This window comes from Sphingomonas sp. AOB5, assembly GCF_029433115.1.
In the GTDB taxonomy this organism is placed as follows: domain Bacteria; phylum Pseudomonadota; class Alphaproteobacteria; order Sphingomonadales; family Sphingomonadaceae; genus Sphingomonas.
Window position 1 is genome coordinate 94,442 of record NZ_JARNTV010000006.1, and the last position, 24,064, is coordinate 118,505.

The 24,064-nt window shown below is 65.8% G+C and carries 22 protein-coding genes; 10 read left to right on the plus strand and 12 right to left on the minus strand.

Annotated features, from left to right (window positions below; all coding sequences use genetic code 11):
- Window positions 1-135: 135 nt before the first annotated feature.
- The 6 genes from P1X14_RS04660 to P1X14_RS04685 all read right to left on the minus strand — a co-directional run bounded on the left by P1X14_RS04660 (window position 136) and on the right by P1X14_RS04685 (window position 9,847).
- Window positions 136-4,377: a translocation/assembly module TamB domain-containing protein gene (locus tag P1X14_RS04660; RefSeq protein WP_277314153.1), complete on the minus strand. Its 4,242-nt coding sequence runs from the start codon at window positions 4,375-4,377 to the stop codon at window positions 136-138.
- Entirely contained in the window at window positions 4,377-6,533 is a 2,157-nt protein-coding gene (locus tag P1X14_RS04665; protein WP_346770442.1) for a BamA/TamA family outer membrane protein, read from the minus strand. Before P1X14_RS04665 ends, P1X14_RS04660 begins: the two co-directional genes overlap by 1 nt.
- Before the next feature lie 113 nt (window positions 6,534-6,646).
- Window positions 6,647-7,090: a MarR family transcriptional regulator gene (locus tag P1X14_RS04670; protein WP_277314154.1), complete on the minus strand. Its 444-nt coding sequence runs from the start codon at window positions 7,088-7,090 to the stop codon at window positions 6,647-6,649.
- Between the two features lie 333 nt (window positions 7,091-7,423).
- Window positions 7,424-8,833 carry a coniferyl aldehyde dehydrogenase gene (locus tag P1X14_RS04675; RefSeq protein ID WP_277314155.1) on the minus strand — a complete coding sequence of 470 codons (1,410 nt, stop codon included), beginning with the start codon at window positions 8,831-8,833 and terminating at the stop codon, window positions 7,424-7,426.
- Window positions 8,833-9,594, minus strand: a complete 762-nt coding sequence (locus P1X14_RS04680; protein WP_277314156.1) for an A24 family peptidase — start codon at window positions 9,592-9,594, stop codon at window positions 8,833-8,835. The genes P1X14_RS04675 and P1X14_RS04680 overlap by 1 nt, the downstream gene beginning before the upstream one ends.
- A complete protein-coding gene (locus P1X14_RS04685) occupies window positions 9,584-9,847 on the minus strand; it encodes a hypothetical protein (RefSeq protein WP_277314157.1) in 264 nt (87 codons plus the stop codon). The genes P1X14_RS04680 and P1X14_RS04685 overlap by 11 nt, the downstream gene beginning before the upstream one ends.
- A 119-nt stretch (window positions 9,848-9,966) precedes the next feature.
- Here P1X14_RS04685 and P1X14_RS04690 point away from each other — a divergent pair, with 119 nt between their 5' ends.
- The gene (locus P1X14_RS04690) at window positions 9,967-10,410 is read left to right on the plus strand and encodes a hypothetical protein (protein WP_277314158.1); all 444 of its coding nucleotides are present in this window, start codon (window positions 9,967-9,969) and stop codon (window positions 10,408-10,410) included.
- Window positions 10,411-10,413: 3 nt separating this feature from the next.
- Here P1X14_RS04690 and P1X14_RS04695 read toward each other — a convergent pair whose 3' ends face one another.
- Window positions 10,414-10,902, minus strand: a complete 489-nt coding sequence (locus tag P1X14_RS04695) for an SH3 domain-containing protein (RefSeq protein WP_277314159.1) — start codon at window positions 10,900-10,902, stop codon at window positions 10,414-10,416.
- Between the two features lie 99 nt (window positions 10,903-11,001).
- Here P1X14_RS04695 and P1X14_RS04700 point away from each other — a divergent pair, with 99 nt between their 5' ends.
- Window positions 11,002-12,000, plus strand: a complete 999-nt coding sequence (locus P1X14_RS04700; RefSeq protein ID WP_277314160.1) for a D-glycerate dehydrogenase — start codon at window positions 11,002-11,004, stop codon at window positions 11,998-12,000.
- Window positions 12,001-12,170: 170 nt separating this feature from the next.
- Window positions 12,171-12,581: a hypothetical protein gene (locus P1X14_RS04705; RefSeq protein WP_277314161.1), complete on the plus strand. Its 411-nt coding sequence runs from the start codon at window positions 12,171-12,173 to the stop codon at window positions 12,579-12,581.
- A 7-nt stretch (window positions 12,582-12,588) separates the two neighbouring features.
- Here P1X14_RS04705 and P1X14_RS04710 read toward each other — a convergent pair whose 3' ends face one another.
- The 5 genes from P1X14_RS04710 to P1X14_RS04730 form a co-directional block, all read right to left on the minus strand.
- Window positions 12,589-13,212 (minus strand): RebB family R body protein, encoded by a 624-nt coding sequence (locus P1X14_RS04710; protein ID WP_277314162.1) that lies wholly within the window; start codon window positions 13,210-13,212, stop codon window positions 12,589-12,591.
- 49 nt (window positions 13,213-13,261) lie between these two features.
- Window positions 13,262-13,444: a RebB family R body protein gene (locus tag P1X14_RS04715; RefSeq protein ID WP_277314163.1), complete on the minus strand. Its 183-nt coding sequence runs from the start codon at window positions 13,442-13,444 to the stop codon at window positions 13,262-13,264.
- A 126-nt stretch (window positions 13,445-13,570) separates the two neighbouring features.
- Window positions 13,571-14,974: a nitronate monooxygenase gene (locus P1X14_RS04720; RefSeq protein WP_277314164.1), complete on the minus strand. Its 1,404-nt coding sequence runs from the start codon at window positions 14,972-14,974 to the stop codon at window positions 13,571-13,573.
- 66 nt (window positions 14,975-15,040) lie between these two features.
- Complete coding sequence (locus P1X14_RS04725; protein WP_277314165.1) at window positions 15,041-16,171, minus strand: glycosyltransferase family 4 protein; 1,131 nt, start codon at window positions 16,169-16,171, stop codon at window positions 15,041-15,043.
- A 14-nt stretch (window positions 16,172-16,185) separates the two neighbouring features.
- Window positions 16,186-17,061 carry an alpha/beta hydrolase gene (locus tag P1X14_RS04730; protein WP_277314181.1) on the minus strand — a complete coding sequence of 292 codons (876 nt, stop codon included), beginning with the start codon at window positions 17,059-17,061 and terminating at the stop codon, window positions 16,186-16,188.
- Window positions 17,062-17,097: 36 nt separating this feature from the next.
- Here P1X14_RS04730 and P1X14_RS04735 point away from each other — a divergent pair, with 36 nt between their 5' ends.
- The 7 genes from P1X14_RS04735 (at window position 17,098) to P1X14_RS04765 (ending at window position 24,064) form a co-directional block, all read left to right on the plus strand.
- The gene (locus tag P1X14_RS04735; RefSeq protein WP_277314166.1) at window positions 17,098-18,435 is read left to right on the plus strand and encodes a protein adenylyltransferase SelO family protein; all 1,338 of its coding nucleotides are present in this window, start codon (window positions 17,098-17,100) and stop codon (window positions 18,433-18,435) included.
- Between the two features lie 84 nt (window positions 18,436-18,519).
- On the plus strand, window positions 18,520-19,935 hold the full coding sequence (gene astD / locus P1X14_RS04740; RefSeq protein WP_277314167.1) for a succinylglutamate-semialdehyde dehydrogenase: 1,416 nt from the start codon (window positions 18,520-18,522) through the stop codon (window positions 19,933-19,935).
- Between the two features lie 22 nt (window positions 19,936-19,957).
- The gene (locus tag P1X14_RS04745) at window positions 19,958-20,335 is read left to right on the plus strand and encodes an endonuclease domain-containing protein (RefSeq protein ID WP_346770443.1); all 378 of its coding nucleotides are present in this window, start codon (window positions 19,958-19,960) and stop codon (window positions 20,333-20,335) included.
- Between the two features lie 384 nt (window positions 20,336-20,719).
- Window positions 20,720-20,935: a YdcH family protein gene (locus P1X14_RS04750; protein ID WP_277314168.1), complete on the plus strand. Its 216-nt coding sequence runs from the start codon at window positions 20,720-20,722 to the stop codon at window positions 20,933-20,935.
- Between the two features lie 8 nt (window positions 20,936-20,943).
- Window positions 20,944-21,660: a Bax inhibitor-1/YccA family protein gene (locus P1X14_RS04755; protein WP_277314169.1), complete on the plus strand. Its 717-nt coding sequence runs from the start codon at window positions 20,944-20,946 to the stop codon at window positions 21,658-21,660.
- A 4-nt stretch (window positions 21,661-21,664) separates the two neighbouring features.
- The gene (locus P1X14_RS04760) at window positions 21,665-21,973 is read left to right on the plus strand and encodes a zf-TFIIB domain-containing protein (protein WP_277314170.1); all 309 of its coding nucleotides are present in this window, start codon (window positions 21,665-21,667) and stop codon (window positions 21,971-21,973) included.
- Between the two features lie 108 nt (window positions 21,974-22,081).
- Entirely contained in the window at window positions 22,082-24,064 is a 1,983-nt protein-coding gene (locus P1X14_RS04765; RefSeq protein WP_277314171.1) for a TonB-dependent receptor, read from the plus strand.

Consider the following 24,064-nt stretch of genomic DNA (forward strand, 5'->3'; position numbering starts at 1 on the left):
GTCATGCTTACACGAATGTAAGTAGCGGAGCCAAGCCTATTCTCCCCTCCCGCTTGCGGGAGGGGTCGGGGGAGGGCTTGCGTCCCCCGTTCGAGACATGCCCTCCCCTAACCCCTCCCGCAAGCGGAAGGGGGACTAGTAATCCCGCGAATAACGGATGCTGACGCTCGACCCGCCGAACGACCCGGTCTGCGACAGGATCGACAGCGCCCGGCTCAGCGCGATCTCCAGCTGGGTGGCGGTGAAGCCCCGCGCGTCGGTGATCACCTCGATATAGATATCGTCGGTAATGTACTGCCCCGCCGCCAGGGCCGTCCCGCGTCCGCTGGTATCGTCGGCGGCAAGGATGCGCAGCCGGTCGATACCCACCGCCGAGCGCAGCTGACCCAGCGGGTTCAAACCGCCCGATCCGCGCAACGCGTTCAGCGATGCGGCAAGCTGGATCGCCTCGGTCGCCGACAAATTGGTCACCGTGCTGCCGAACAGGATCCGCGACAGCACCTCCTCTTGCGGCAGCGCCGGGGTGGAGGTGAAGCTGATCCGCGGCGCCTGTGCGGTGCCGGTGATGTTCAGGATCGCGGTCACGCCCTCGGCATTGGTGGTCGCGCTGATGTCGATCGCCGGATTGTAGCTGTTGCCGCCGCCGAAGCGGATCGTGCCGCGATTGACGGTGAAACGCTTGCCCGCAAACTCATAGGTGCCGCGCACCAGATTGGCGGTGCCGGTGATCTGCGGATCGGTGTTGGTGCCGCGCACGAACAGATTGGCGCGCCATTCGGACTCCAGCCCCATGCCGTTGATGAACATCTCGTTCTCGGCCGTGATGCGCAGGTCCAGATCGAACCGCCCGAATGCAGCCGCCTGGGCGCGCTGTTCGGACGTCTTGAACACGTCGCTCTTGCGTCGCACGCCGCTCAGTTCGCTCACGTCGGCGGCACCCTGACGGATCACTTCATAGCGCGCGTCAGGGATTTCGAGCCGCCCGCTGATCTTGCCGCCATTCGCGTCGCTGGTGATGGTGAGTTGCCCCGTCGCGGTCGCCGACAGCGCATCGCTGCGCGCCAGCCGGGCATTGTCCAGATCGGCGGTGATGTTGATCGGGAAGCCCGCGTCGGAGGACAGGCCTATCGTGCCCTTGGCCTTGACCGTCCCCGACCCGGCGACCGCGCTCAGGCTGTTCAGCACCAGCCGGTCGTCGTTGAATGTGCCGTCGATGCTCATTTTCGACAGGCGGGTGCCAAAAGTCTCGTTCTCATAGACCAGGTTGCTGGCGCGCACGACGCCGCTGAAATCGGGCGAGCGCACGCGGCCGGTAAAGTCCGCCGCAATCCCGATCGGCCCCTCGACATGCTGGCCGGACAGGCCCGCAAGCGAGAAGATCACCGCCGCCGGGCCGTTATAGCGGATGCCGCCCGAGAGCGGCGCGGCCAGCAGTCGCTCCTGCCAGCTTCCGGCATTCGGCCCCAGCGGGCTGAGCGTCGTCACCATCCGGCCGATGGTGGTGTCGCCGCGCTTGATCAGCGCGCGCGCATCGCCGCCATCGGGGGTCAGCTTGCCGACGAACACCACGTTCACCGGTACCGACACCTGCGACAGGCTGGATCGGGTGAAGTTTGCAATCTCGATCCGCCCGTTCGCCTGCGGGAAGCTGCTCGGCGTGGGCTGGGAGAAGTCGAGGCTGCCGGTGGCCGATCCGCCGACGCCAAGCCCCGGCACGAACGCGTTGACCAGCGCCAGATCGAGTGCATCGACGCGCGTCTGAAAGGTCAGGCCCGAACCATAGGTGCCCGCGATCCGCGCGCTGCCGCGATCGAACGCGATACGGGTGGGCATCAGGCGATAGGTCTTGCCCTCGAAGGTGATCCGCGCCGGCGATCCCTTGGGCGTGCGGAAGCCGACGCCACCGCCTTTGCCGTCCACCGCGACCAGCCACTGGTCAGGGCGCAGCAATGCGTTGGCCGCGACCTTGAACGGCACACCCGACGATCCGTCGAGATAGGCCTGCGCGGTGCCGCTGCCGCCCTTGTAATCGATCTTCACGCGCGCGGTCTTGATGGTGAAGCCGCCGCTGCGCATCGCCGCGACCTGCGCGTCCGCCACTACCTGCGGCGTCTCGGTCAGCAGCACCATGCCCTTCACGACCGCCCGTCCGATGGTGATTTCGGCCACGCCAGGGATCTGCGCATTGTTGGCCCGCGCATCGAAATCGGCACGCTGGATATCGCCCTGCGCCGAAAGCTGCGCGCTGCCGGTCACACCCGATCCGGCGAATTCGAGGCGTCCGGCGAACGGTCCCGCCGGAACCTGCTGGAGCTTCCCGTTGATATCCATCCCCGCGAACCGCGCGGTGCGGATATCGACGCTCAGCGACCTGCCGGTCTGCACCAGCACGCTCGCGGTGAACGGCCCGTAATCGGTGTCGCCCTTGGCATCGATCGCATAGGCGCCGCTGGGGCTGCCCTTCACCAGTGCTTCGAGATTGACCAGCCCGACGCCCACGCCCGGCCGCGGCGCGCGGATCGCCACCACCGGCGCACTCAGCGATCCGGTGATGCGCGCGGTCATCGGCCCGTACTGGGTCGAAACGCCATCGGCATTGAGCAACAGGCTGCCGCTCGGGTCATAACGGCCCGATCCGCCGGTGATACGGAATTGCGGCGCAAGCAGGCGCAGTTCGGTGAAGGTCACGATCCCGTTCTGATCGAACCCGACCTTGGCCGATGCGCTGGCATTGCCGCCCAGGAAATTGCGCACGCCGTCGCTGTACAGCTTCACGCTGGTACCCGCGACATGGCCGCGAATGCCCCAGCCCCCGCCCTGCGGCGCATACAGTTCGGCATCGGTGGTCAGGTTGACCACGCCCACGCCGTCGATCTCGTAATCATTGACCCGGCCCTTCAGCGCGCCGGCATAATGGCCGTTGCCCAGATCCGCCGCGATCACCGCGGTCGCGTCGATCCGGTCGGACTTGAGCTTGAGATTGTCGGACAGCAGCTGATCGCCTGAAATGGCGAGATCGCCCTCCACGGTCAGATTGGTCACCAGCCCGCCCGCCGCGGCGTTCAGTCCGGAGACCCGCGCGGCCTTGGCCCGGATCGGTACCAGGATACGATCCGCATCCACCCGCGCCTTGCCCTCGGCAAACAATTTCTCGACCCGCGTCTCGCCGAACCCTAGCGACGAGGCCTGCAGCTTGTAATCGACCACCGGCGCCGCGAACTGCCCGTTGAGCAGCATTGCGAACCGCACATCGCTGCCGTTCAGATTGGGCGCGATGGCGCCGGGCGTCAGCAGCATCGCTTCGGTGCGGAAATTGCCGAACCGGCTCGCAGCGAAATCGAGCAGGCCGTCCGCGGTGACGTCGAGCGCGCTCGATCGCAGGTGCAGCTTGGTCGCCGCCTTGCGATCCGCCCAGGCGACATCGAGCGACACGTCGAGCTGTGGCGAAGCCAGCCGCTCGACCGGCCCCTTCAGGTACAGGCCGGGATTGGTCAGCCCGCGTGCAGAGAAGGTGCCGTCCTTCGCGGTCAGCGCCAGATCGGCCAGTTCGGCGCCACCCAGCGTGCTGACGGCCTGCCCCTTCCAGCTCTTCCAGCTGCCGTCGCCGGTAAGCGAGAAGGTCAGCGGCTGATCCACACCCGAAAGCCCCGCGACCAGCCCGTTGGCGGGCGCGTTCAGCCGCACGTCGAAATCGAGCTTGTTCTGATCGGGCACCGCGTCGAGCTTCACCGACAGCAAATCGCCGCCCGCGATACCGGCGGCGCTCAGCGTGCCGCCATTGGCGTCGACCTGCGCGCGGCCGCCCGCGATATGCGCCTTGCCGCTCAGCTTCGCGATATGCCGCTTGCCGGTCACCGCAGGCCCGATCTCGATCCGCGCGATGTCCAGCTTGGCGATGTCGATATCGAGATCGGGCAGCCATGGCGCGTTGGGATCGCTGGGAACGGGCTTCAGCGCCGGCATCCGGTCGAACGTCACCAGCGGGCTGGCAACCGAGCGAATATCGACATGGTTGGAGAGATAGCGGAACGGCCGCCAGTCGAGCGAGATGGTCTGCGCCTTGGCAAACGCACCCTTGGTGTCGCGCACCTCGACATCGCGCAGCACCAGCGCGCCGTAGAGCGACCCCTCGATCCGCGCGACGCGGATATTGAGCCCGGATTCGGTCGTGTAATTGCTGATCTGCCGCGCGACGAACGCCCGGCCCGGCCCGGTATTGATTGCGAACAATGTCGCCCCGAGCAGCACTGCGACCGCGACCACCGCGATGGCAGCCCATTTCGCCACGCGCCGCCACACCGGCGCACGCTCGCGGACGGGTTCGGTGACCGTGACGGTTTCGGTCTCGACGGGCTGTTCGGGGGTATCGGGAACCATCAGAAGGCCTGCCCGATCGAGATGTAGAGCGAGATGCGCGACTCACCCGGCTGCCGGTTGATCGGCGTGGCGACGTCGACGCGCAGCGGCCCGAAATTGGTGTAGAACCGCCCGCCGATACCCGCACCGAAGCGCATATTCTTGCCGGTCGGATACAGGCCCTCATAGACCTGACCCGCATCGATAAACGGCACGATCCCGAAATTGCCGAACCGATAGCGCGCCTCGATCGCGAACTCGGTCAGGCTGCGACCACCCACCGGCTTGCCGTCGGGCGAGCGCGGCCCGAGCTCCTGATAGCCGAAACCGCGCACCGATCCGCCGCCGCCGGCATAGTAACGCCGCGACGGCGCCAGATCGTCGCGCGCGATGCCCGGGATCGACCCCACCCGCGCCCGGCCCGCGATCACGATGCTGGGCGTCACCGGATAATAGGCCGTGCCTTCCAGCATCAGCCGCGCATAGGGCCGCGCCGCGCCGCGCACCGAAGCCTCCGGGCTGACATTGGCCTTGATGCGGAAACCGCGCGTCGGGTTCAGCAGATTGTCCGACGTGTCATAGCCGACGAACCCCGGCAGCGCTCCGATCAGATAGGTCCCGCGATCGCGTGCGTTGCGGTTGAAGTTGAACCGGTCTTCGTTCGATCCGACGATCTCGAAGCCGTAATAATAGGTCCAGCGCTTCTGCCAGATCGGCGTGGAATCGCGCGAGATGCGTGCCGAGAAAGCGCCGGTGAAGGATTCATACGCATCGAAATTGCTGCGATTGGCCGACAGGGCCAGGGTCAGCGTGCGGTCGCGCTGCCTCCAGTTGGAGCGGCGGAAGGTTAGGCTGGCACCCTGCTCGCTGGTGCCCGCCACGCCGCTGACGATCAGCGCGCCTTCGGGCGGGAACAGGTTGCGGTGCGTCCAGCTGCCTTCCAGCCTGATGCCCTGGCCGGTGCTGTAGCCCAGCTCGCCCGCAAGGGTGCGCGGCCGCCCGGCGGTCTGGCGCACCAGCAGGTCGACATATTCGGTGCCATCCGGCCCCTTCTCCCCGGTTCGCACCGGTTCGACCGACACGGTTGAGAACAGACTTGTCGCGATCAGCGCCTCGCGCAGATCGTCGACATGGCGGACGTCATAGAGCTGGTCGCGGCGGAAGCGCGCAAGGATCGCGATATGATCGGTATCGAATACCGGCCGCCGCCCCTCGGTCTGGAACCCGCGGAAGCTCGCGCGCGGGCCGGTATCGACCGGCAACGTATAATCGCCGGTATGCGCTTCCTCATCGAGCAGGATATCGCGCTCGCCCACCTGCGCGAACGGATAGCCGCGCTGCGGCAGGCGCAGGCTCACATTGGCCTCGGCGCCCTGCACCCGGTCCGCCTCCAGCGGATCGCCGGTCTTCAGCGGAAGCTCGCTCAGGATCAGGTCGGCCGGCACGGTCGGGTCGGCGACCACGCTGATCGTTCCGATCCGGTAGAGCGGGCCCGGCGTCGCGGTCACCACCGCCACCAGCTTGCCCGAATTCTGCGGCCGCTGCTCGATGGTCGATATCACGGTCGCATCATAATAGCCGAGCGACTGCATCAGCCGCACCGCCAGCCGCTCGTCCTCGCTCGCACGCGCCGAGACCATCGCGGAGTTGGCAGCCTTGCCCTTGCCGCGACGCAGCGCCGAAAGCTCGCGGAACCGCGCTTCGGCGCCGATCTCCTCGAGACCCGCGACTTCCCAGTCGTAGAACAACACAACGGTCTTGCCGTCCTTCACGCCGGTCACCTCGGCAGGCGGCGCCAGCGCGAATTCGGACAGCGGCGGCAATGCCGCGGCGAATTCCGGCTCGTCGGGCTTGATCGCTTCCAGCTTGCCCTCGATCCCGGCGGCCAGCTTGTCGAGTGCCTCGGCATTGGGGACGGGCGTGATCGGGTTCAGCGGCGCATCGATATCGTCGCCGATGGGCGGCATCGCGGCTTCGAACAGCGTGTCGGGAACGATGGTTTCGTCCTGTGGTGTTCCTTCAGCAGGCGTGGGCGCAGGCGCCGGCATCGGGGCGCCCTGCCCCGGCTGGCCCGGCTGCCCGATCTGGGCACAGGCCATATCCGGCACGAACGCCACGCCGGCCAGCAGCGCAGCGCAAACCCCTTTGACACCAACCCCGTTCAAACCGACCCGCACGTGCCTCCTCCGGCTGCCCCTATAGCGGACATCCCGCATGCGTAACGATCCAATATGGAAATGGGTCCAGATCATGCGCCAAGTGCATCATTTGGCGCGATAGTTTGCGGAACTCAGGGATCGAGCGCGACAACGCCGGCCTCGATCCTGGCCAGCATGTCGCGAAAACGCGCCAGTTCCGTAGCGTCGATCCCCTCGAAGATCCGCCGTTCCAGCTCCAGCGCCTTGGGCGCGACCTGCTCGTACAGCGACCAGCCCGGCTTGCTCAGCGCCAGCAGATGCGATCGCTGATCCTCCGGATTGGGGGTGCGCTCGACCAGTCCGCGCTCCGCCAGCGCGATCGCCGCGCGGCTGACCGTCACCTTGTCCATCCGCGTGCGCCCGCAAAGCGCCTGCTGGCTCATCGCCCCGTCTTCGGCCAGCACCGCCACCAGCCGCCATTCGGAGATCTTCAGGTCGAACAGCGCGCGATAGGCGGTCGCGATGGCGTCCGACACGGCGTTGGACGCGATCGACATGCGATAGGGCAGGAACTGGTCGAGCTTCAGCGTGGTCATTTTTTCACCGTGGTACGGGGCGGACGGCAATGCAACGCGCGGCCCGGAATCCACCAATTCCCAGTCGCGCGGAGGGAAATCCACCGAATGCAACGTACGATTGCAAAAATTGCAATGCTACCGGTAACACTACGCAATTGCGGAATCATCTGCTGCGGCGCACAAAGATCGGGCCTTTCAGGCATCCTCTCCTAAACCTTTCAAAGGCCGCCCTCCGGGGCGGCCATTTTTTTTCGTCCTCCACCTCCCCCATAGGAGGACGAATCGGGGAGCGCCGGACGTGAGACATCCCCCTCTCCCGTCTCCGTCCGGCGCTCACTTCCCCGGAGAGGATCAGCCCTTCATCTGCCGCGCGATCGCCTTGCGAGTCGCTGCGCCATAGGGCGGCTTCAGCCCGGCCAGCTTCGCCACGTCGATTCGCGGCTGGCGATAGACGCTGCGCGCATGGCTGAAGGTCCTGAACCCGAACTCGCCATGATAGGCGCCCATGCCCGACGGTCCGATCCCGCCGAACGGCAGTTCCTCCATGCTCACATGGAAGATCACATCGTCGGTGGTGACACCGCCCGAAATCGTCCGGTCGAGCACGTGCCGCCGCTCGTTCGCATCCTTGCCGAAATAATAGAGCGCCAGCGGACGATCCCGCCGGTTCACTTCCTCCACCGCGCTTTCGACCGTGTCGTAGCGACGCACCGGCAGGATCGGCCCGAAAATCTCCTCCTGCATCACCGTCATGTCATCGGTCGCGCCGCGGATGATGTGCAGCGGCATCTTGCGCGAGTTGGAGGTGGTGAAATCCTCGTTCGCCGGATTGACCGCGATCACTTCCGCGCCGCGCGCGCGGGCATCGTCGATCCACGTGGTCAGGCGCTGATAATGCCGGTCGTTGATGACCGAGGTGTAATCCGGATTGGCCAGGATCGAGGGATAAAGGGTCGACGCCGCGGCCTTCAGACCCGCGATCACCTCGTCCTCCTTCTCCGCCGGCACCAGCATGTAGTCCGGCGCCAGGCAGATCTGGCCGGCATTCATCATCTTGCCCAGCACGACGCGCTCGGTCGTCTGGGCGATATCGGCGCTGCGCCCGACGATCACCGGCGACTTGCCGCCCAGTTCGAGCGTCACCGGCGTCAGATTATCGGCCGCGGCATGCAGGATATGCTTGCCGATGCCGGTAGCGCCGGTGAACAGCAGGTGATCGAACGGCAGCTCGGCGAACGCCTTGCCCACGTCCGGTCCGCCGCTGACGAACGCCAGTTCCTCCACCGCGAAATAATGGCTGGCCAATTCCTCGAACAGAGCGGCCACCACCGGCGTATATTCGCTGGTCTTCACCATCGCCCGGTTGCCCGCCGCGAACACGCCGGCCAGCGGGCTCATCACCAGGTTCACCGGGAAATTCCACGGCGCGATGATCCCCACCACGCCCTTGGGCTGATATTCGATGCTGCCCTTCGCGCCGAGCAGACCCAGCGGGAACATCAGCGGCTTGCGCTCCGCCTTCGCCCAGCGTGCCATATGCTTCATCGCATGCTTCAGCGGTCCGACCGACGCAGCGATATCGGTGATCATCGATTGCTCGCGGCTGCGATGCCCGAAATCCTCGCTCAGCGCGTCGCAGAAGCGTGCGGCGTGATCGCTCACCATCGCAATGGCGCGCTTCAGCCGGTCGCGGCGCACGTCCAGCGGCACGGGCAGTTCGGCCATGAACGCCTTGCGCTGCCGCTCGAGAATATCCCGCATCAAGCCATCCTCTCATATGCCTGTGCTAGCCAGGTCACCCATGCCGCCGCTGCCAGCATCACACCCAGCGGCAGCCGATCCTGCATGCCCAGCGGCTTTCCGCCAAGCCTCAAAGCGGCGACCGCGCCCAGACCCAGCATGCACGCCGCCAGCAGCACGAGCGGCAGCGACTGCCAGCCCAGCCACAGCCCGATCGCGCCGAACAGCTTGGGATCGCCCCCGCCCAACCCCTCGCGCCCGCGCCATCCGCGATAGGCGGCGGCCACCGCCATCAGCGTCGCGAAGCCCGCAATACCGCCGATCAGCCGCTCCTCGACCGGCGGCGCGAAGCCGGAGAACGCGGTCATGATCCCCGTCGCCGCCAAGGCTCCGGTGAACAGATTGGGCAGCCAGAAGGCCGCCAGATCGAGCGCCCCCAGCGCCAGCAACAGCCAGCCGAACACCGCGCCCGCCGCCCCTTCCGGTCCCGGCGCCATCAGTCCCGCGGAAACCCCGATGCTCAGCCCCAGCAATTCGGTGATCACATGGCTCACCTGGATCGGCGCCCGGCACCGCGCGCACCGCCCGCGAAGCGCTGCGAAACTCAGCAGCGGCACCAGTTCCCAACCGCGCAACGTCTGCCCGCAGCTATCGCATTCGGAGCGGTTCATCCCAGCCGACGAGCGTTCCTGCGGCCAGCGGATCGCGATCGTCGCGATAAAGCTGCCGAACACCGCGCCGAGCACGCCGAGGAAGACCGGCCAGATCCAGTCAGGCACCATCGGGCTTCGGCTTCTTCTTGCGGATCAGATATCGATAGACGCCGAACATATTGATCGCGAACAGCGCCAGGTTCTGCGACCATAGCGCTTCGTCGCTCGACATCATCGCGCCTGCGATCCAGCACAGGCTGGAAAAGAGGAACAGCACGAACCCCCATCCGGTCACCCGCCGCCCGAGATCGAGCGACACCATCAGCGCCGCGGTGACGCCGCTGATCGAGGCAGACCATTTGAGAATGTCGATCAAGGTCATGCGCCCGGCTTAGCGCCCCGCCCGCACTTGGCAAATCATGCGCTGGCCAACCGAGTGGACCTGACGCAAATCTGCATTAAAGATGAGGTGTAACCACCAGCATTCCGGGGGAAATGCCGATGCGCCTTGCCTTTGTTGCAATTGCCGCTGTCACGCTCGCTTCGACCAGCCCCGCCGCCGCGCAGGCCGTCACCGCCATGTACCCGACGATGGCGACCGACCGCGAGAACCGCGACATCCTCGTGCTGGTCAGCGAGCCGCGCGCGGGCAACCCCCGCCCCTATCGCGCGATCATCGCCTGGCAGGGGCAACCGGGCAATTACTGGAGCCTGACCTTCGCCTTCGATTGCGGAGCGCGCAAAAGTTCGCAGATGGGTTCCGCAATGCGGAACTGGAATCGCGAAGAGCTCAACAGCAGCTTCCCGCTGGGCGAGATGTATCGCGGCTATCTCGATTGGGTGATGGCGCCGGTCATCTGCGACGGCAAAGGCCGGGACTGGCCAATCGAAAGCTATACCGAGGGCGTCGCCTTCGTGAAGGAATTCGCCGACCAGTTCCGCTGAGGCTCAGGGCACCACTTCATTGGGGTCGGTCCCCCAGATATGGCTCTGCTCGACATAGCCGCCACGGCCGCGCACGTCGAAATAGCACCAGCCCTGACGGCACCGGCTGATCCGCCCGACCACGCCGGGCGCCGCGCGCCAGGTTACCCGCGCGCCGAATTGCGGCTGGGCGCGAAGCTCGGCGATACGGCCGACCACCATCGCGGTGCGCGCGTCGCTCAGCAGGTTCACCTGCATCCAGCCTTCGGTGCCGTCCGGATCCTGCACCTTGCGCCATTCGCCATAGGTGTCGATCACGCGGATCGGCAGGTCCTCGCGCTGATAAAGCCAGCTTGCCGGATAGTTGCGGCCCGGCCCGGTGCGCATCCGCGCCTTGCCGGCGGCGATCGACGCGAAATAGGGAGGCTTGCGCTGTGCCCAAGCTTCGCCCGCGTCGAGCACGGTCAGGCTCAGCGCAGCCGCGCCGAGTATGATCCAGCTCCACAAACGCATGCGACCCCCTCGCAAAATACTGCAGTGCAACCCTAACCCGAGCGCACCGCCAGCTTCAACCCGTTGACTGCGACCTCGCAGGAGGCCAATCCGCCCGCAATGGCACATTCGGCACGCCCTTCGCACCCCAAGGTCACCGTCACCCGGGCTTTGCCCGAATCGGTCGAGGCGCGGATGAGCGAACTGTTCGAGGTTTCGCTGAACCGCGATGACGTCGCGATGAACCGCGAGGCGCTGGCCACGGCCATGGCAGACACGGATGTGTTCGTCCCCACCGTAACCGACACGATCGACGCCGAACTGATCGCAGGTGCCGGCGAGCGGCTGAAGCTGATCGCCAATTACGGCGCAGGCGTCGATCATATCGACCTGAAGGCGGCGCATGCGCGCGGCATCGTCGTCACCAACACGCCCGGCGTGCTGAGCGAGGATACCGCGGACATCGCGATGGCGCTGATCCTAGCCGCGCCGCGCCGTCTGGTCGAAGGCGACAAGCTGGTCCGCGCGGGCGAATGGACCGGCTGGAAGCCGACCGGCATGCGCGGCCACCGCATCGGCGGGAAGAAGCTGGGCATCCTCGGCCTCGGCCGCATCGGACAGGCCGTAGCCGCCCGCGCGCGCGCCTTCGGTCTGCAGATCCACTATCACGGCCGCCACCGCGTTCCCGAGGTGTTGGAGGCCCAGCTCGGTGCCACCTGGCATCCCGATCTCGACACGATGCTCGAGACGGTCGATATCCTGACGATCCACACGCCGCATACCGATGCCACCGAATATCTGATCGACGCCCGCCGCCTCGATCTGCTCGGGGTTAATGGCTGGCTGATCAACACCGCGCGCGGCGAGATCGTCGATCCCGAAGCGCTGGCCAACGCGCTGGAAAGCGGACGGATCGCGGGCGCCGGGCTCGACGTCTATGTCGGCGAACCCGCGGTCGATCCGCGCCTGACCGCGCTGGAGAATGTCATCGTCCTCCCCCATCTCGGCTCGGCGACGTTCGAGGCGCGCGACGCGATGGGTGCCAAGGTGATCCTGAACGTCCGCGTCTGGGCCGGCGGGGATCGCCCACCCGATCAGGTGCTCGAAGGCTGGATCTGACGCGTTTACGTTGATTCCGGCGCAGATCTGCTCCGGATCGGAGAAATTCGGATCCGGTTAACCACCCCCGGCAAGAACCCGGTAAGAATTGAAGCTCAGTAGTTCCCCTTAGCAATTCCGCTGGGGGTGACGTCATGCAGCCGCGTGAATCGAGACAGCCCGTGATCGTCATGGCCCAGATGCGCGGCCGCGATCACTGGTCCGACGTCACCATCCGCAACATCTCGCCCCATGGCATGCTGCTGCTCGGCAGCAGCCCGCCCAGGCCCGGCGACTATATCGAGATCCGCAAGGCCTCGCTCGTGCTGGTCGGCCGCGCCGTCTGGGTGAATGGCAAGGCGTTCGGCGTCCGCCTGATCGAGCGGCTGAACTTCACCGCGCTGCTGAAAGCCGCAAACGACAGCTTCGCAGCCAGTCAGGTGCGCGCTCCACAGGAGCACAGGACTCAACCTGCCCCGATCGCATCGCTCCCGTCAGCTGTAAACCAGCCGGACGGCCCGACAACCCAGGCGGTTACCTGGATCGTTGCCGCCGGCTTCTTCGCGCTGGCCGTGGTCTGCGCTACCTTGGAATCGCTCTAGCCCGCAGTCACGCCCCCGTGGGCGGCGCGTCATATTGCGGGAAGCGTTCAAGTATATTTGCCGCTGCCCCGCCGACCATGTCCAGGTTGAGGATCGCCGCCGCGACTGCCGCCTGCGTATATCCCGCCCCGATCAGTTCGCCTTCCGGGAGCAAGTCCTCGCTCGTGATATTGGCCAGCGCCACGCCGCTGGCAGTGGCAGCGATGGTGGTGACGCTGCGCAGATAATCAGCGGCATCCTGCACCGCGAGCGCAACCGACAGCGCCACGAACTGATAGGCCTTGCCGTTGATGCTGTTGAAATCGGCCTGCGGCATGCCGACCGCGTCGATCGCAGCGGCGAGCGACTTCGGAGCCGCGGCCGCCGGATCGCCCTTCTTCGCAACCTGCTCCTCCGCTTGCGGCGGGGTAGTTGGAGCGGGCGCAGCAGGAGTAGACGGCGGCTTGGTGACTGCCCCGGCGGTCGCATTCTGCGTCACGATCGCACTGCATACCATCGCGGTAGCTGCCTGACGCACGACCATGCTCTGCTGCTGGGCAAGGACGGCATTGTACATCGCCAGCCCCAGCGCATTCGCCATGGCGGCCTCAAGCAACTCGTTGGTGGGTACTATGCTGCTGCTGTCGCTCATAAAACCGATCTCCCCTGTCTGGAGGTTCACGCCGGAACCAGCCGCGACCTCATTTCCTGACCGCGCCCAGCGCGATCGCCGCGGAGTCGAGCGAAAGCATCGACATCACGCACTGGGTCGTGGCCGCCTGGGAAAGTATCGCCGACTGATTCTGCTGATTGACCGCATTCTGCATTGCCAGCCCCATCGCGTGGGCAAGGTTGGTCTGCGTCGGACCTTGCGGAGCAGGCATAAGAAATCCCCCGGAAAAAGCCTCCGGAAGATAGCAGCGCCTGTGCTGGCGGCTAGCGGGCATCCATGCCGAAATGGCGCGATCGGCCCCCGCCCTGCGGAGGCCGCGCGTTTCCGAAGTTCGGGATCAGTCGCCGGTCAGGATGCGGTCGACCAGCTGCTTCACCGTTGGCACGAACCCGTTCGAATAGAAGGGATCGCGCTTGAAGTTGTAAGCCGCATGGCCCGCGAACATCAGATTCTCGTCGGTCGGGCCGCCATGGGCGATGTCCTGCAACGTCTTCTGGATGCAGAAGCTGCGCGGATCGGCCAGGCGACCGGTCGAGTTGGTCTCGGTGTCCGCCCAGCTTGAGAAAGCGCACTGGCTGAGGCAGCCCATGCAGTCCTTCTGGTCCTTGCGGATGATGTCGACTTCGCTGGGCGTCTCGAACACCAGCGTGTTGTCCGGCGTCTTCAACGCGGTGGTGAAGCCCAGGCCATACCATTCGCGCGCGCGCAGCAGGTCGTTGCGGGTCACCCAGAAATTCTTGCCCTTCACGCCCACGTCGAGCTGGAAGGTGTGATCCCCCGCATGCTCGGTCGAATAGGCGATCTGGCGTTCGCTGCGCGCTTCCAGGCTGCGCAGGAACGGGTTCTTGACCGCGCTGGAATAGAAGCCCGTCGGCGAGAAACGGTGCAGCAGCACTTCGCCTTCCTCGATCTGGGTCAGCTTGTCCTTCCAGCCGTTCGGGATCGGGCTTTCCTGTGTCAGCAGCGGACGCGTGCCAAACTGGAAGACGATCTGGCCCAGCTCCGGATTGTCGATCCAGTCGTTCCAGTCGCGCAGATACCAGACGCCGCCGGCCATCACGATCGGCACGCTGTCCGGAATGCCGCCTTCGCGCATCACGTCGCGCAGTTCCTTGACGCGCGGATAGGGATCCTGCGGCTTCAGCGGGTCCTCGGCATTGGACAGGCCGTTATGCCCGCCTGCCAGCCACGGATCCTCATAAACCACCGCCGCCAGCCATTCCGCAGCCTTCGAATAGGCACGCTTCCACAGCGCGCGGAAAGCGCGGCCGGAGCTGACGATGGGCAGATAGTTGACGTTGTACGACGCCGCGATCTCGGAAAGCTTGTAGGGCATGCCCGCGCCGCAGGTGACTCCGGTCACCATCCCGCGCGTCCGCTCCAGAACGCCGTGCAGCACCCGCTGCGCGCCGCCCATTTCCCACAGCACGTTGATGTTGATCGCGCCCTTGCCATTGGCGATCTCGAATGCCTTCTTGACCTGCTGGACTGCGCCTTCGATCGCGTACTGGACCAGTTCCTCATGCCGCTCGCGGCGGGTGAGCGCGTGGTAGATCTGCGGGATGATCTTGCCCTCGGCGTCATAGCTGTCGGCGTTGACCGCGCTGACCGTGCCGATGCCGCCCGCGGCAGCCCAGGCGCCGGCGCTGGCATGGTTGGTCGCTGCGACGCCCTTGCCGCCCTCGACCAGCGGCCAAACCTCGCGGCCGCCGTACATGATGGGCTTAAGACCCTTGAACACAGTTCCTCCAACCTAAAACGCGCGCGACGCTAGACGCATCGGCGCTGGGAATCGAGCAGTTTAACGTCAGCCGAGGATTCCCGGCCTGCCCATCGCCTCGCCATAGAGCGCCGCATAGGCGCGGATCATATCGGCTTCGCCGAACAACGCGCGAGCGCGCTCCTGGTTCGCCTTGCCGACATGCTTCGCCCCGTCGGGATGCTGCGCCAGTACCTCGATGCGGTCGCGGAACAGCACGGCGCTGCGCTCGGGCGAAAGATACTTGCGATTTTCCTCCGCCACCATCTGCGGAATATCCCCTACGGTGGAGGCAACCACCGGCAGCCCCGCCGCCATCGCCTCGATCACCGAAATCGGCGCCTGCTCGCTCAGCGAAGTCAGCGCGAAGATGTCGAACAGCCCGACATAGCGATGCGGATCGGGCAGGAATCCGGGCATCAGCACCTTGCCTTCCAATGCCATCGCCTTCACCGTCGCTTCGATGGCGGCCCGCTCCGGCCCCTCGCCGACGATCACCAGCTTCATCCGCGAACTCATGCCGGCCACCGCCGTCACCAGCAGCGGCAGGTCCTTCACCGGACGCAGCCCCGCCAGCGTGCCGATCACCGTCTCGCCGGGCTTCTTCTCAAACCCCGGGATCGCCTTGGGGTCGGGCTTCTTCGCGTACAGCTCGGTGCGGATGCCGTTGGGGATGCGCCGCAGCCGGTCGGCGCCGATGCCCCAATGCTGTTTCGCAATGCCTTCCAGCACGGTCGAGGGCACCACCAGCGCGTTCGCGGCCTTCAGCGCGATCTTGCGGTACATGTTGCGCATCGGGTTCAGCCGGGTCGCCTCGTCGGCGTTGAACCCGTCCTCGTGATGCACGATCGGCGGCGCGCCCTTGCCGAACACGCGCGCAGCCATCGCCCCGTCGATCGCGCCCCAATTATAGGTCAGCACCAGATCGAAGCGCCGCATGTAGCGCGCGATATCCTCGTACCGCTTGACCGAGGGCCGCCCGGTCAGCGGCGGCGGATCCTGCGCGACTTCGTACTTGATACCCTTGTCGATCGCATCGCGCGCGGCAAGCTGGTCCGGCATCGCCGAAACGATGGTATGCCGCGCCCGGTCGCCGAACGCGTTCATCAGCCGGACGGCACGCGCTTCCTTACCGCCAAGGTTGAAGGTCGAATGGAGGTGAAGGATGTGAATGGGCATCGTGGCGGGGTGCTTTAGGCGACAGTCTTCGGTTTCGCCACCTTGGCCAGCAACTTGTCGATCGCCTTCACCACCTCAGGCTCCTCCAGCGTCGGCGCGTGGCCGGTATCCGCTACCGTCACCAGCGCCGATCCGGGGACCCGCGCGATCATCTTGTCCGCGGTCGCCGCGCTCAGGATATCCGATCGCGCGCCGCGGACGACCAGCAGCGGCTTGCCCTTCAGCCCGTCCAGCGTCGGCCACATGTCCGGCCCCGCCTCGTTGCCCGGCACGCGGAATGGCTCGGCGATCTTCATATCGTAATCCAGCACGATCCGGCCCGAGCTGTTCAGCCGGTACAGCCGCTTGGCCATCTTCAGCCAGTCCTCGACCCCGAAACCGGGATAGACGTCCGCATTCCCCTCCTGAACGCCCCGCGCCGCGTGCATCCAGGTCGGGTGCTGCACCGCCTTGCCGACATAGGTGCGGATCCGCGCCAGCCCGCCGGGTTCCAGATCCGGGCCGACATCGTTGAGCACCGCCCCCGCCAGCTTCGCGCCGTCGGTCGCCGCGATCAGCATCGTCACGATCCCGCCCAGCGAGGTGCCCACCGCCACGAACTTGTCGATCTTCAGTTCGTCGATCAGCGCGTCGACGTCCTGCAGATAGGTCAGCGGGACATAGGTCATCGGGTCCTTGGCGAACGCGCTTTCGCCACGCCCGCGAAACTCGACCAGGATCACGCGCCACTCGCCCGCCAGCCGCTCGGCCAGTCCTTCATAGTCGCGCACGTTGCGGGTCAGGCCGGGGAAGCAGATTATCGGCGGCCGGTCTTCGCGCCCCGGATAGTCGCGATAATGCAGCCGCAGTCCGTCCTTGGACCACCAATATCCGTCGGAATAGCCATTCAGGTTGCGCCGTTCGCCCATCGCTCCCCATATCGCTGTATGCACTTCTCTCCGCAACAGGCGATCCTCACTCTGGGCGATCCGTTTTACGATCCGGTCGCCCCGGCCGATTTTCCCCAGACGATCCTGCGCTTCCGTAATGACCGCGCGGCGGCGACGGTCGGCCTCGAAACCCTGACCGACGCGCAATGGATCGCGCATTTCGGCCGTTTCCAGCCATTCGAGGGCAGCCTGCCCCGCCCACTGGCGCTGCGTTATCACGGTCATCAGTTCCGCTCGTACAATCCGGATATCGGCGACGGCCGCGGCTTCCTGTTCGCCCAGATGCGCGACGAAGCGGGCCGGCTGATGGATTTCGGCACCAAGGGATCGGGCCAGACGCCCTACAGCCGCTTCGGCGATGGCCGCCTGACCCTGAAAGGCGGCGTGCGCGAAATCCTCGCCACCGAAATGCTTCAGGCACTCGGCGTGAACACCTCGAAGAGTTTCTCGCTGATCGAAACCGGCGAAGCGCTCCATCGTGGCGACGAGCCCTCCCCCACCCGCTCCGCGGTGCTGGTCCGGCTCAGCCACAGCCATGTCCGCATCGGCGTGTTCCAGCGGCTGGCGTACGAGAAGGACGCGGAGTCGATGCGAGCGCTGGTCGCCTATGTCCTCGCCAATCTCCATGGCAGCGAAGGTGGTCCGGTCGAACTCCTCCAAGGCGCCATCACACGCTGCGCCGACCTGGCCGCCAGCTACATGGTCGCCGGTTTCGTCCATGGCGTGCTCAATACCGATAATATCAACATCACCGGCGAGAGTTTCGATTACGGCCCATGGCGCTTCACCCCCGAATGGGACCCCGGCTTCACCGCCGCCTATTTCGATCATGCCGGCCTCTATTCCTTCGGCCGCCAGCCCGAGGCGCTATACTGGAATGTGATGCAGCTTGCCGCGGCCCTGCGGCTGGTCAGCGACGAAGCGCCGCTGATCGCCGCGCTCGACAGCTTCCCCGATGCCTATGAGACCGCGCTGACCGCCGCGATGCTGCGTCGCCTGGGCCTCGCCCCCACGCCGCTGGCCAATCCCGCCGCACTGGTCCTCGCAATCGACGGCACATTGCGCGAGACGAAAATGCCGATCGACCGCTTCTTCTTCGAAAGCTTCGGCGGCAACGCACCCGAAGGCCCGGCATTCGACGAAATCCGCCGCCTGATCGCGGATTTCGTGCCGGCGCGAACCCGCGACCATCCCTATTGGTCGGACGCCCAACCCTGCTCGATGCACATCGAGGAAGTCGAAGCGATCTGGTCCGCCATCGACGAACGCGACGACTGGGGTCCGCTCCACGACAAGGTCGCGGCGATCCGGCGCATGGGAGAGGCACTCGCCTAAATCCCCGTTTTGGGGGTGTGGCGTATCGTTTCGTTTTGGTGCAATAGCCCGCAACTACCTCTGAAAGCCGAATACCAGAACCGAATGCCCGGCCAGGAAATCTTCTCGACCGAACCCGCGACCGGCGCCGTCCTGTGGCGTCAACGTGCCGGCGATGCCGACACCGAAGTCGCGCATGCACGCCGCAGCTGGGCCGAATGGGCCGCACGGCCCTTCGCCTATCGGGTCGAAGCACTGCGCCGCTTCGCCAATGTGGTGCGGCAGAAGTCGGACGCTTTCACCGACCTGCTCGCGCGTGAGACCGGCAAGCCGATCTGGGAAGCCCGCACCGAGGTCGAGAGCGTCATCGCCAAGGTCGATATCTCGATCGCCGCCTATTCGCAGCGCACCGGCCAGACCCGCATCGAAGCGCCGATGAACACCCGCGTCGCCCTGCGTCACAAGCCGCATGGCGTGCTCGCGGTGCTCGGCCCCTATAATTTCCCGGCGCATCTGCCCAACGGCCACATCGTCCCCGCCCTGCTCGCGGGCAATGCGGTGATCTTCAAGCCCTCGGAAAAGACGCCGGCCAGCGGCGCGTTCCTGATCGATTGCTATCACGCCGCGGGCATTCCCGAAGGTTGTGTCCGTCTGCTGATCGGCGGCCCGGACGAAGGCAAGGCGCTCGCCAGCCATCCCGATATCGACGGGCTGCTGTTCACCGGTTCCGCAAACACCGGAATCGCGCTCAATCGCCAGTTCGCCACGCGCCCGGAAAAGATCCTCGCGCTCGAAATGGGCGGCAACAATCCGATCATCGTGTGGAACACGCCCGATCTCTATTCGGCCGCGGTCCTGATCGTGCAGTCGGCTTTCACCACCGCGGGCCAGCGATGCACCGCCGCGCGCCGCCTGATCGTCGACCAGAAGCTCTATGAGCCGCTGATGATCGAAGTAAACAAGCTGGTCGGCCGCCTGATCATCGGCGAACCCCATGCCGATCCCCAGCCCTTCATGGGGCCGGTGATCGACAACGACACCGCCGACATGCTGACCGAGAGCTTCCTGACGCTCTCCACCATGGGCGGCCGCCCGCTGCGCCACATGGAGCGCCCGATCGAGGGCCGTCCGTTCCTGACCCCCGGCCTGATCGACATGACCGGCGCGCGGGAAGCCCCCGATGTCGAGCTGTTCGGCCCGATCCTGCAGGTCTATCGCAAGGATACGTTCGAAGAAGCGATCGTCGAGGCGAACAACACCCGCTACGGCCTCTCGGCCAGCCTCGTGAGCCAGGACCCCAAGCTCTACGACCAGTTCTGGGCCAATATCCGCGCCGGCATCGTCAACTGGAACCGCCCGACCAACGGTGCATCCAGCTCGGCCCCGTTCGGCGGCGTCGGCTGGTCCGGCAACCACCGCCCCAGCGCCTTCTACGCCGCGGATTACTGCGCCTATCCGGTGGTGTCATCGGAAGCGGACCAGGCCCGAGCCTCGATGGGCGTGGGGTTGCGGGACGCGTAAAAATCCTCCCCCGGAGGGGGAGGTGGCAGCGAAGCTGACGGAGGGGGAAGCGATGCAGCTGAGTGGACCCCGACCGACGATCCAGAAGGCCAAGAAACTCCGCGCCGGGATGACGCTGCCGGAGGTGTTGCTATGGCAAGCGCTCCGCAAGCGTCCCGGCGGCTTGAAGTTCCGCCGCCAACACCCCGCCGGACCCTATATCCTCGATTTCTACTGCGACACCGTCCGCCTCTGCGTCGAAATCGATGGCGAGGCGCATGATCGCGGCGACCGCCCGCAACGCGACGAAGCGCGTGACGATTGGCTCGCGCGGAAACGGGTCCGAACCCTGCGCATTCCAGCGCGCGAGATCCTCGCCGATCTGGACGCCGTTGTCCGACACATCATCGATTTCGCCTAGAATGACAAATCCTCCCCCAGAGGGGGAGGTGGCAGCCGAAGGCTGACGGAGGGGGAACGCCACGAGCGCCGTCGCCTGTGGCGTCCCCCTCCACCGCTTCGCGGTCCCCCTCCCCCTCCGGGTGAGGATTTTCGCGGAGCCCCGAAGCCTTGAAATTTCCCTTTCCCGCGACAGCTTCCTGACAGGGTCTTGAAACTTTAACACCCTCCCCCTAGTTTGATTCCTGCGGGACCGGGCCCCTCTGGCGGCTGCTTCACCTGAAGCGTCGTGATGTCGGACCGCATCGAGCAAGCTCGGTGCATGGTTCGTTTTGGCTCCCAAGGCCCGAAAACCTCCTCACCACCGAACCGGCTCGATCGATGAACAATCGATGGAGTGGCTAGTATGAGTGACCTGATCCAGCGCCTGGTTGCGGCGCACCAGATCCTGAACCGCGAGATCCGCCGCGAGCTTTCGCGTCGTCTCCCCGATCAGCTCCGGCTGAAGCGGCTCAAGAAGGAGCGCCTTGCGATCAAGGACCGCCTGTTCCGGCACTTCCCCGATGCAAGCGATATGAGACGCGTGATGCGTGTCGCGGTTGCCCGCGCGCGCAGCGCATAGGAGTCAAAATGGAAAACCTTTCCCACTTCAACCGCAATGCCGCCGCCGGCGCGCAGGCCCGTTTCGACGAGGGCCTGCGCAAGCACATGCTCGGCATCTACCGGAACATGGGTATCGGCCTGCTGGTCACGGCGCTCGTCTCGATGGGCATCGCCAGCTCGCCGGCCGCGCTCGCGCTCATCTTCGGCACGCCGCTGAAGTGGGTGGCGATGTTCGCCCCGCTCGCCTTCATCTTCTTCTTCCAGTTCCGGATCGAGAAGATGACCACCGCCGGCGCGCAGTTCGCCTTCTATGCCTTCGCCGCGGTGATGGGCGTGTCGATGGCCGCGATCTTCGTGGTCTATACCGCCACCAGCATCGCCAGCGCCTTCTTCGCCGCCTCGGCGATGTTCCTAGGCCTGAGCCTGTGGGGCTACACCACGAACCGTAACCTGACCGGTCTGGGCAACTTCCTGTTCATCGGCCTGCTCGCGGTGATCGGCGTCAGCCTGATCAACATCTTCATCGGCTCGTCGACGCTTCAGATCGTCGTCTCGGCGGTGGGTGTGCTGGTGTTCGCGGGCCTCACCGCCTGGGACACGCAGCGCCTGAAGAGCGAGTACATCGCCTATGCCGGCCATGAGTCGATGGACAAGATGGCGATCATGGGCGCGCTGTCGCTCTATCTGAACCTGATCAACATGTTCCAGCTACTGCTGAGCCTGTTCGGTCAGCAGGAGGACTAAAACCATGACCGGCAACTTCACCTGCCCGGTCGACGGCACCAAGCTCGTCGCGATGGATCGCCAGGGGATCGAGATCGATCATTGCCCCACCTGCCGGGGCATCTGGCTGGATCGCGGCGAACTGGACAAGATCATGGAACGGAGCGCGGCCCAGATGGCGCCCGCTCCGGCTCCGGCGGCACCCCCGCCGCAGCAATATGATCGCCAGCCGTCCTATGACCGGCAACCGCAGTACGACGATCGCCACCCGCATTACGGCGATCACTACAAGCACAAGCGGAAGAAATCCTTCTTCGAGGAACTTTTCGACTGAGTTCCGACGAAGGCGCCGCCGGCCCAGCCCCCTTGGCCGGCGGCGTTTCCCCATTCGCCGCAATCGGCGCTTGACCCCGTAGTTACTACGGCCTGCATAGCGCCCCGCATGTCGAAGAATCCCGACCCGAAGCCAAAGCGCACCGCTGCTCTCGCCCTCGCCGCGCTGCTTGCGACCGGCGCTGAAATCTCTCCCGCACACGCACAGGACGCCACGGAAGCCGAAGAGGAATCCGAGGAGATTGTCGTCCAGGCGACCCGGTCCGGCCGCCGCGTGCAGGACGAACCGATCCGCGTCGAGGTTATCGGACGCGAGGAAATCGAAGAAAAACTGCTGATGACGCCGGGCAACATCTCGATGCTCGTCGCGGAAACCGGCGGCGTTCGCGTTCAGGTCACCGCGCCTGCGCTCGGCGCGTCCAACATCCGTATGCAGGGAATGAACGGCCGCTACACCTCGCTGCTCGCCGATGGCCTTCCGCTCTATGGCAGTCAGGCGTCGTTCGGCCTGCTCCAGATCCCGCCGACCGATCTCGGCCAGGTGGAGGTCATCAAGGGTGCAGCATCGGCGCTGTACGGCCCTTCGGCACTCGGCGGAGTCATCAACCTCGTCTCACGGCGCCCGGGTGCCGAACCGCAGGCCGAGTTCCTCGCGAATATCACCAGCCGCGACGGGCAGGACCTGACCGCCTATGCCGCCACACCGTTCGGCGGTGACTGGAGCGGTTCGCTGGTCGGTGGATACCACCGCCAGAGCAGCCAGGACCTCGATTCGGACGGCTGGATCGACATGCCCGCCTATGATCGCTGGACCGGGCGGTCGCGGCTGTTCTGGGAAGATGATGGCGGCAACAGCCTCTATCTCACCGCGGGCGCGATGACCGAGAAGCGCACCGGCGGCACCCTGTCCGGCGCAATACTGCCCGGCGGCCAGCCTTTCGTGCAGGCGCAGGATACCGACCGGTTCGACGCCGGACTGGTCGGCAAGGTCGCGGTGGAAGGCATCGGGACGATACAGTTGCGGGCATCGGGAATGGAGCAGCGCCATGTGCACCGCTTCGGCATCTCGATCGAACGCGACCGGCATCGCACGCTCTTCACCGAAGGCGCATTGTCGGGCGGATCGGATCGCACCCCATGGGTCGCGGGGATCGCGTTCCAGGGCGACGCGTACCGCTCCCGCACCTTCCCCGCGTTCGATTACAGCTACAGCGTTCCCGCCGTCTTCGCACAGGTGGAACATCGCGCGCTGGATGTGCTGACCCTGTCCGGCAGCGCGCGGTTCGATTTCCACAATCGCTACGGCACCCATTTCAGCCCGCGCGTATCGGCGCTCTACAATCCGGGCAAACTGACCATGCGCGCCTCGATCGGGCGCGGCTTCTATGCGCCGACGCCTTTCGTAGCCGAGATCGACGCGGCGGGGCTGTCGCGTCTGGCGCCGCTCTCCGGTCTGCGCGCCGAAACCGTCGAAACCGCGTCGTTCGATATCGGCTACAAGGCAGGGCCGCTCGAAGCCAATATCGCGCTGTTCGGCTCGCGCCTCCACGATGCGGTCCGCCTTCGCGACACCGGCAACCTCAGCGGCCCGGCGGTCGAACTGTTCAACCTTCGCGGCGTCACCCGCACCGCTGGCGCGGAGTTCCTGCTGCGCTATCGCTGGCGCGGCTTCACCGCCACCGGCAGCTATGTCCATATCGCGGCGAGCGAACCCGATCCCGCGGGCGCCGGACGCCGGCAGCTGCCGGTCACCCCGCGCAATACCGCCGGGATGGTCGTGATGTGGGAACGGCATGGCCGCGGGCGGATCGGGATCGAGGCCTATTATACCGGCCCGCAGTCGCTCGAGGACAATCCGTACCGCTCGCGCAGCCGCCCCTATGTCGAACTCGGCATGCTGGGCGAGATCAGCTTCGGCAAGGTCAGCCTGTTCATCAACGCGGAGAATCTCCTCAACGTCCGCCAGACCCGCTACGATCCGCTGGTCCTTCCAGCGCGCGCACGCGACGGCCGGTGGACGGTCGAAGCCTGGGGTCCGCTGGAAGGGTTCACGCTGAACGGCGGCGTACGACTGCGGTTCGGCGGGCACTGA

Bases quoted from the DNA above. Each gene is read 5' to 3' on its own strand.
- P1X14_RS04660 (WP_277314153.1), bottom strand. From the start codon at position 4,377: ATGGTTCCCGATACCCCCGAACAGCCCGTCGAGACCGAAACCGTCACG.
- P1X14_RS04670 (WP_277314154.1), bottom strand. From the start codon at position 7,090: ATGACCACGCTGAAGCTCGACCAGTTCCTGCCCTATCGCATGTCGATC.
- P1X14_RS04675 (WP_277314155.1), bottom strand. From the start codon at position 8,833: ATGCGGGATATTCTCGAGCGGCAGCGCAAGGCGTTCATGGCCGAACTG.
- P1X14_RS04680 (WP_277314156.1), bottom strand. From the start codon at position 9,594: ATGGTGCCTGACTGGATCTGGCCGGTCTTCCTCGGCGTGCTCGGCGCG.
- P1X14_RS04685 (WP_277314157.1), bottom strand. From the start codon at position 9,847: ATGACCTTGATCGACATTCTCAAATGGTCTGCCTCGATCAGCGGCGTC.
- P1X14_RS04690 (WP_277314158.1), top strand. From the start codon at position 9,967: ATGCGCCTTGCCTTTGTTGCAATTGCCGCTGTCACGCTCGCTTCGACC.
- P1X14_RS04695 (WP_277314159.1), bottom strand. From the start codon at position 10,902: ATGCGTTTGTGGAGCTGGATCATACTCGGCGCGGCTGCGCTGAGCCTG.
- P1X14_RS04700 (WP_277314160.1), top strand. From the start codon at position 11,002: ATGGCACATTCGGCACGCCCTTCGCACCCCAAGGTCACCGTCACCCGG.
- P1X14_RS04705 (WP_277314161.1), top strand. From the start codon at position 12,171: ATGGCCCAGATGCGCGGCCGCGATCACTGGTCCGACGTCACCATCCGC.
- P1X14_RS04710 (WP_277314162.1), bottom strand. From the start codon at position 13,212: ATGAGCGACAGCAGCAGCATAGTACCCACCAACGAGTTGCTTGAGGCC.
- P1X14_RS04715 (WP_277314163.1), bottom strand. From the start codon at position 13,444: ATGCCTGCTCCGCAAGGTCCGACGCAGACCAACCTTGCCCACGCGATG.
- P1X14_RS04725 (WP_277314165.1), bottom strand. From the start codon at position 16,171: ATGCCCATTCACATCCTTCACCTCCATTCGACCTTCAACCTTGGCGGT.
- P1X14_RS04735 (WP_277314166.1), top strand. From the start codon at position 17,098: ATGCACTTCTCTCCGCAACAGGCGATCCTCACTCTGGGCGATCCGTTT.
- astD (WP_277314167.1), top strand. From the start codon at position 18,520: ATGCCCGGCCAGGAAATCTTCTCGACCGAACCCGCGACCGGCGCCGTC.
- P1X14_RS04750 (WP_277314168.1), top strand. From the start codon at position 20,720: ATGAGTGACCTGATCCAGCGCCTGGTTGCGGCGCACCAGATCCTGAAC.
- P1X14_RS04755 (WP_277314169.1), top strand. From the start codon at position 20,944: ATGGAAAACCTTTCCCACTTCAACCGCAATGCCGCCGCCGGCGCGCAG.
- P1X14_RS04760 (WP_277314170.1), top strand. From the start codon at position 21,665: ATGACCGGCAACTTCACCTGCCCGGTCGACGGCACCAAGCTCGTCGCG.
- P1X14_RS04765 (WP_277314171.1), top strand. From the start codon at position 22,082: ATGTCGAAGAATCCCGACCCGAAGCCAAAGCGCACCGCTGCTCTCGCC.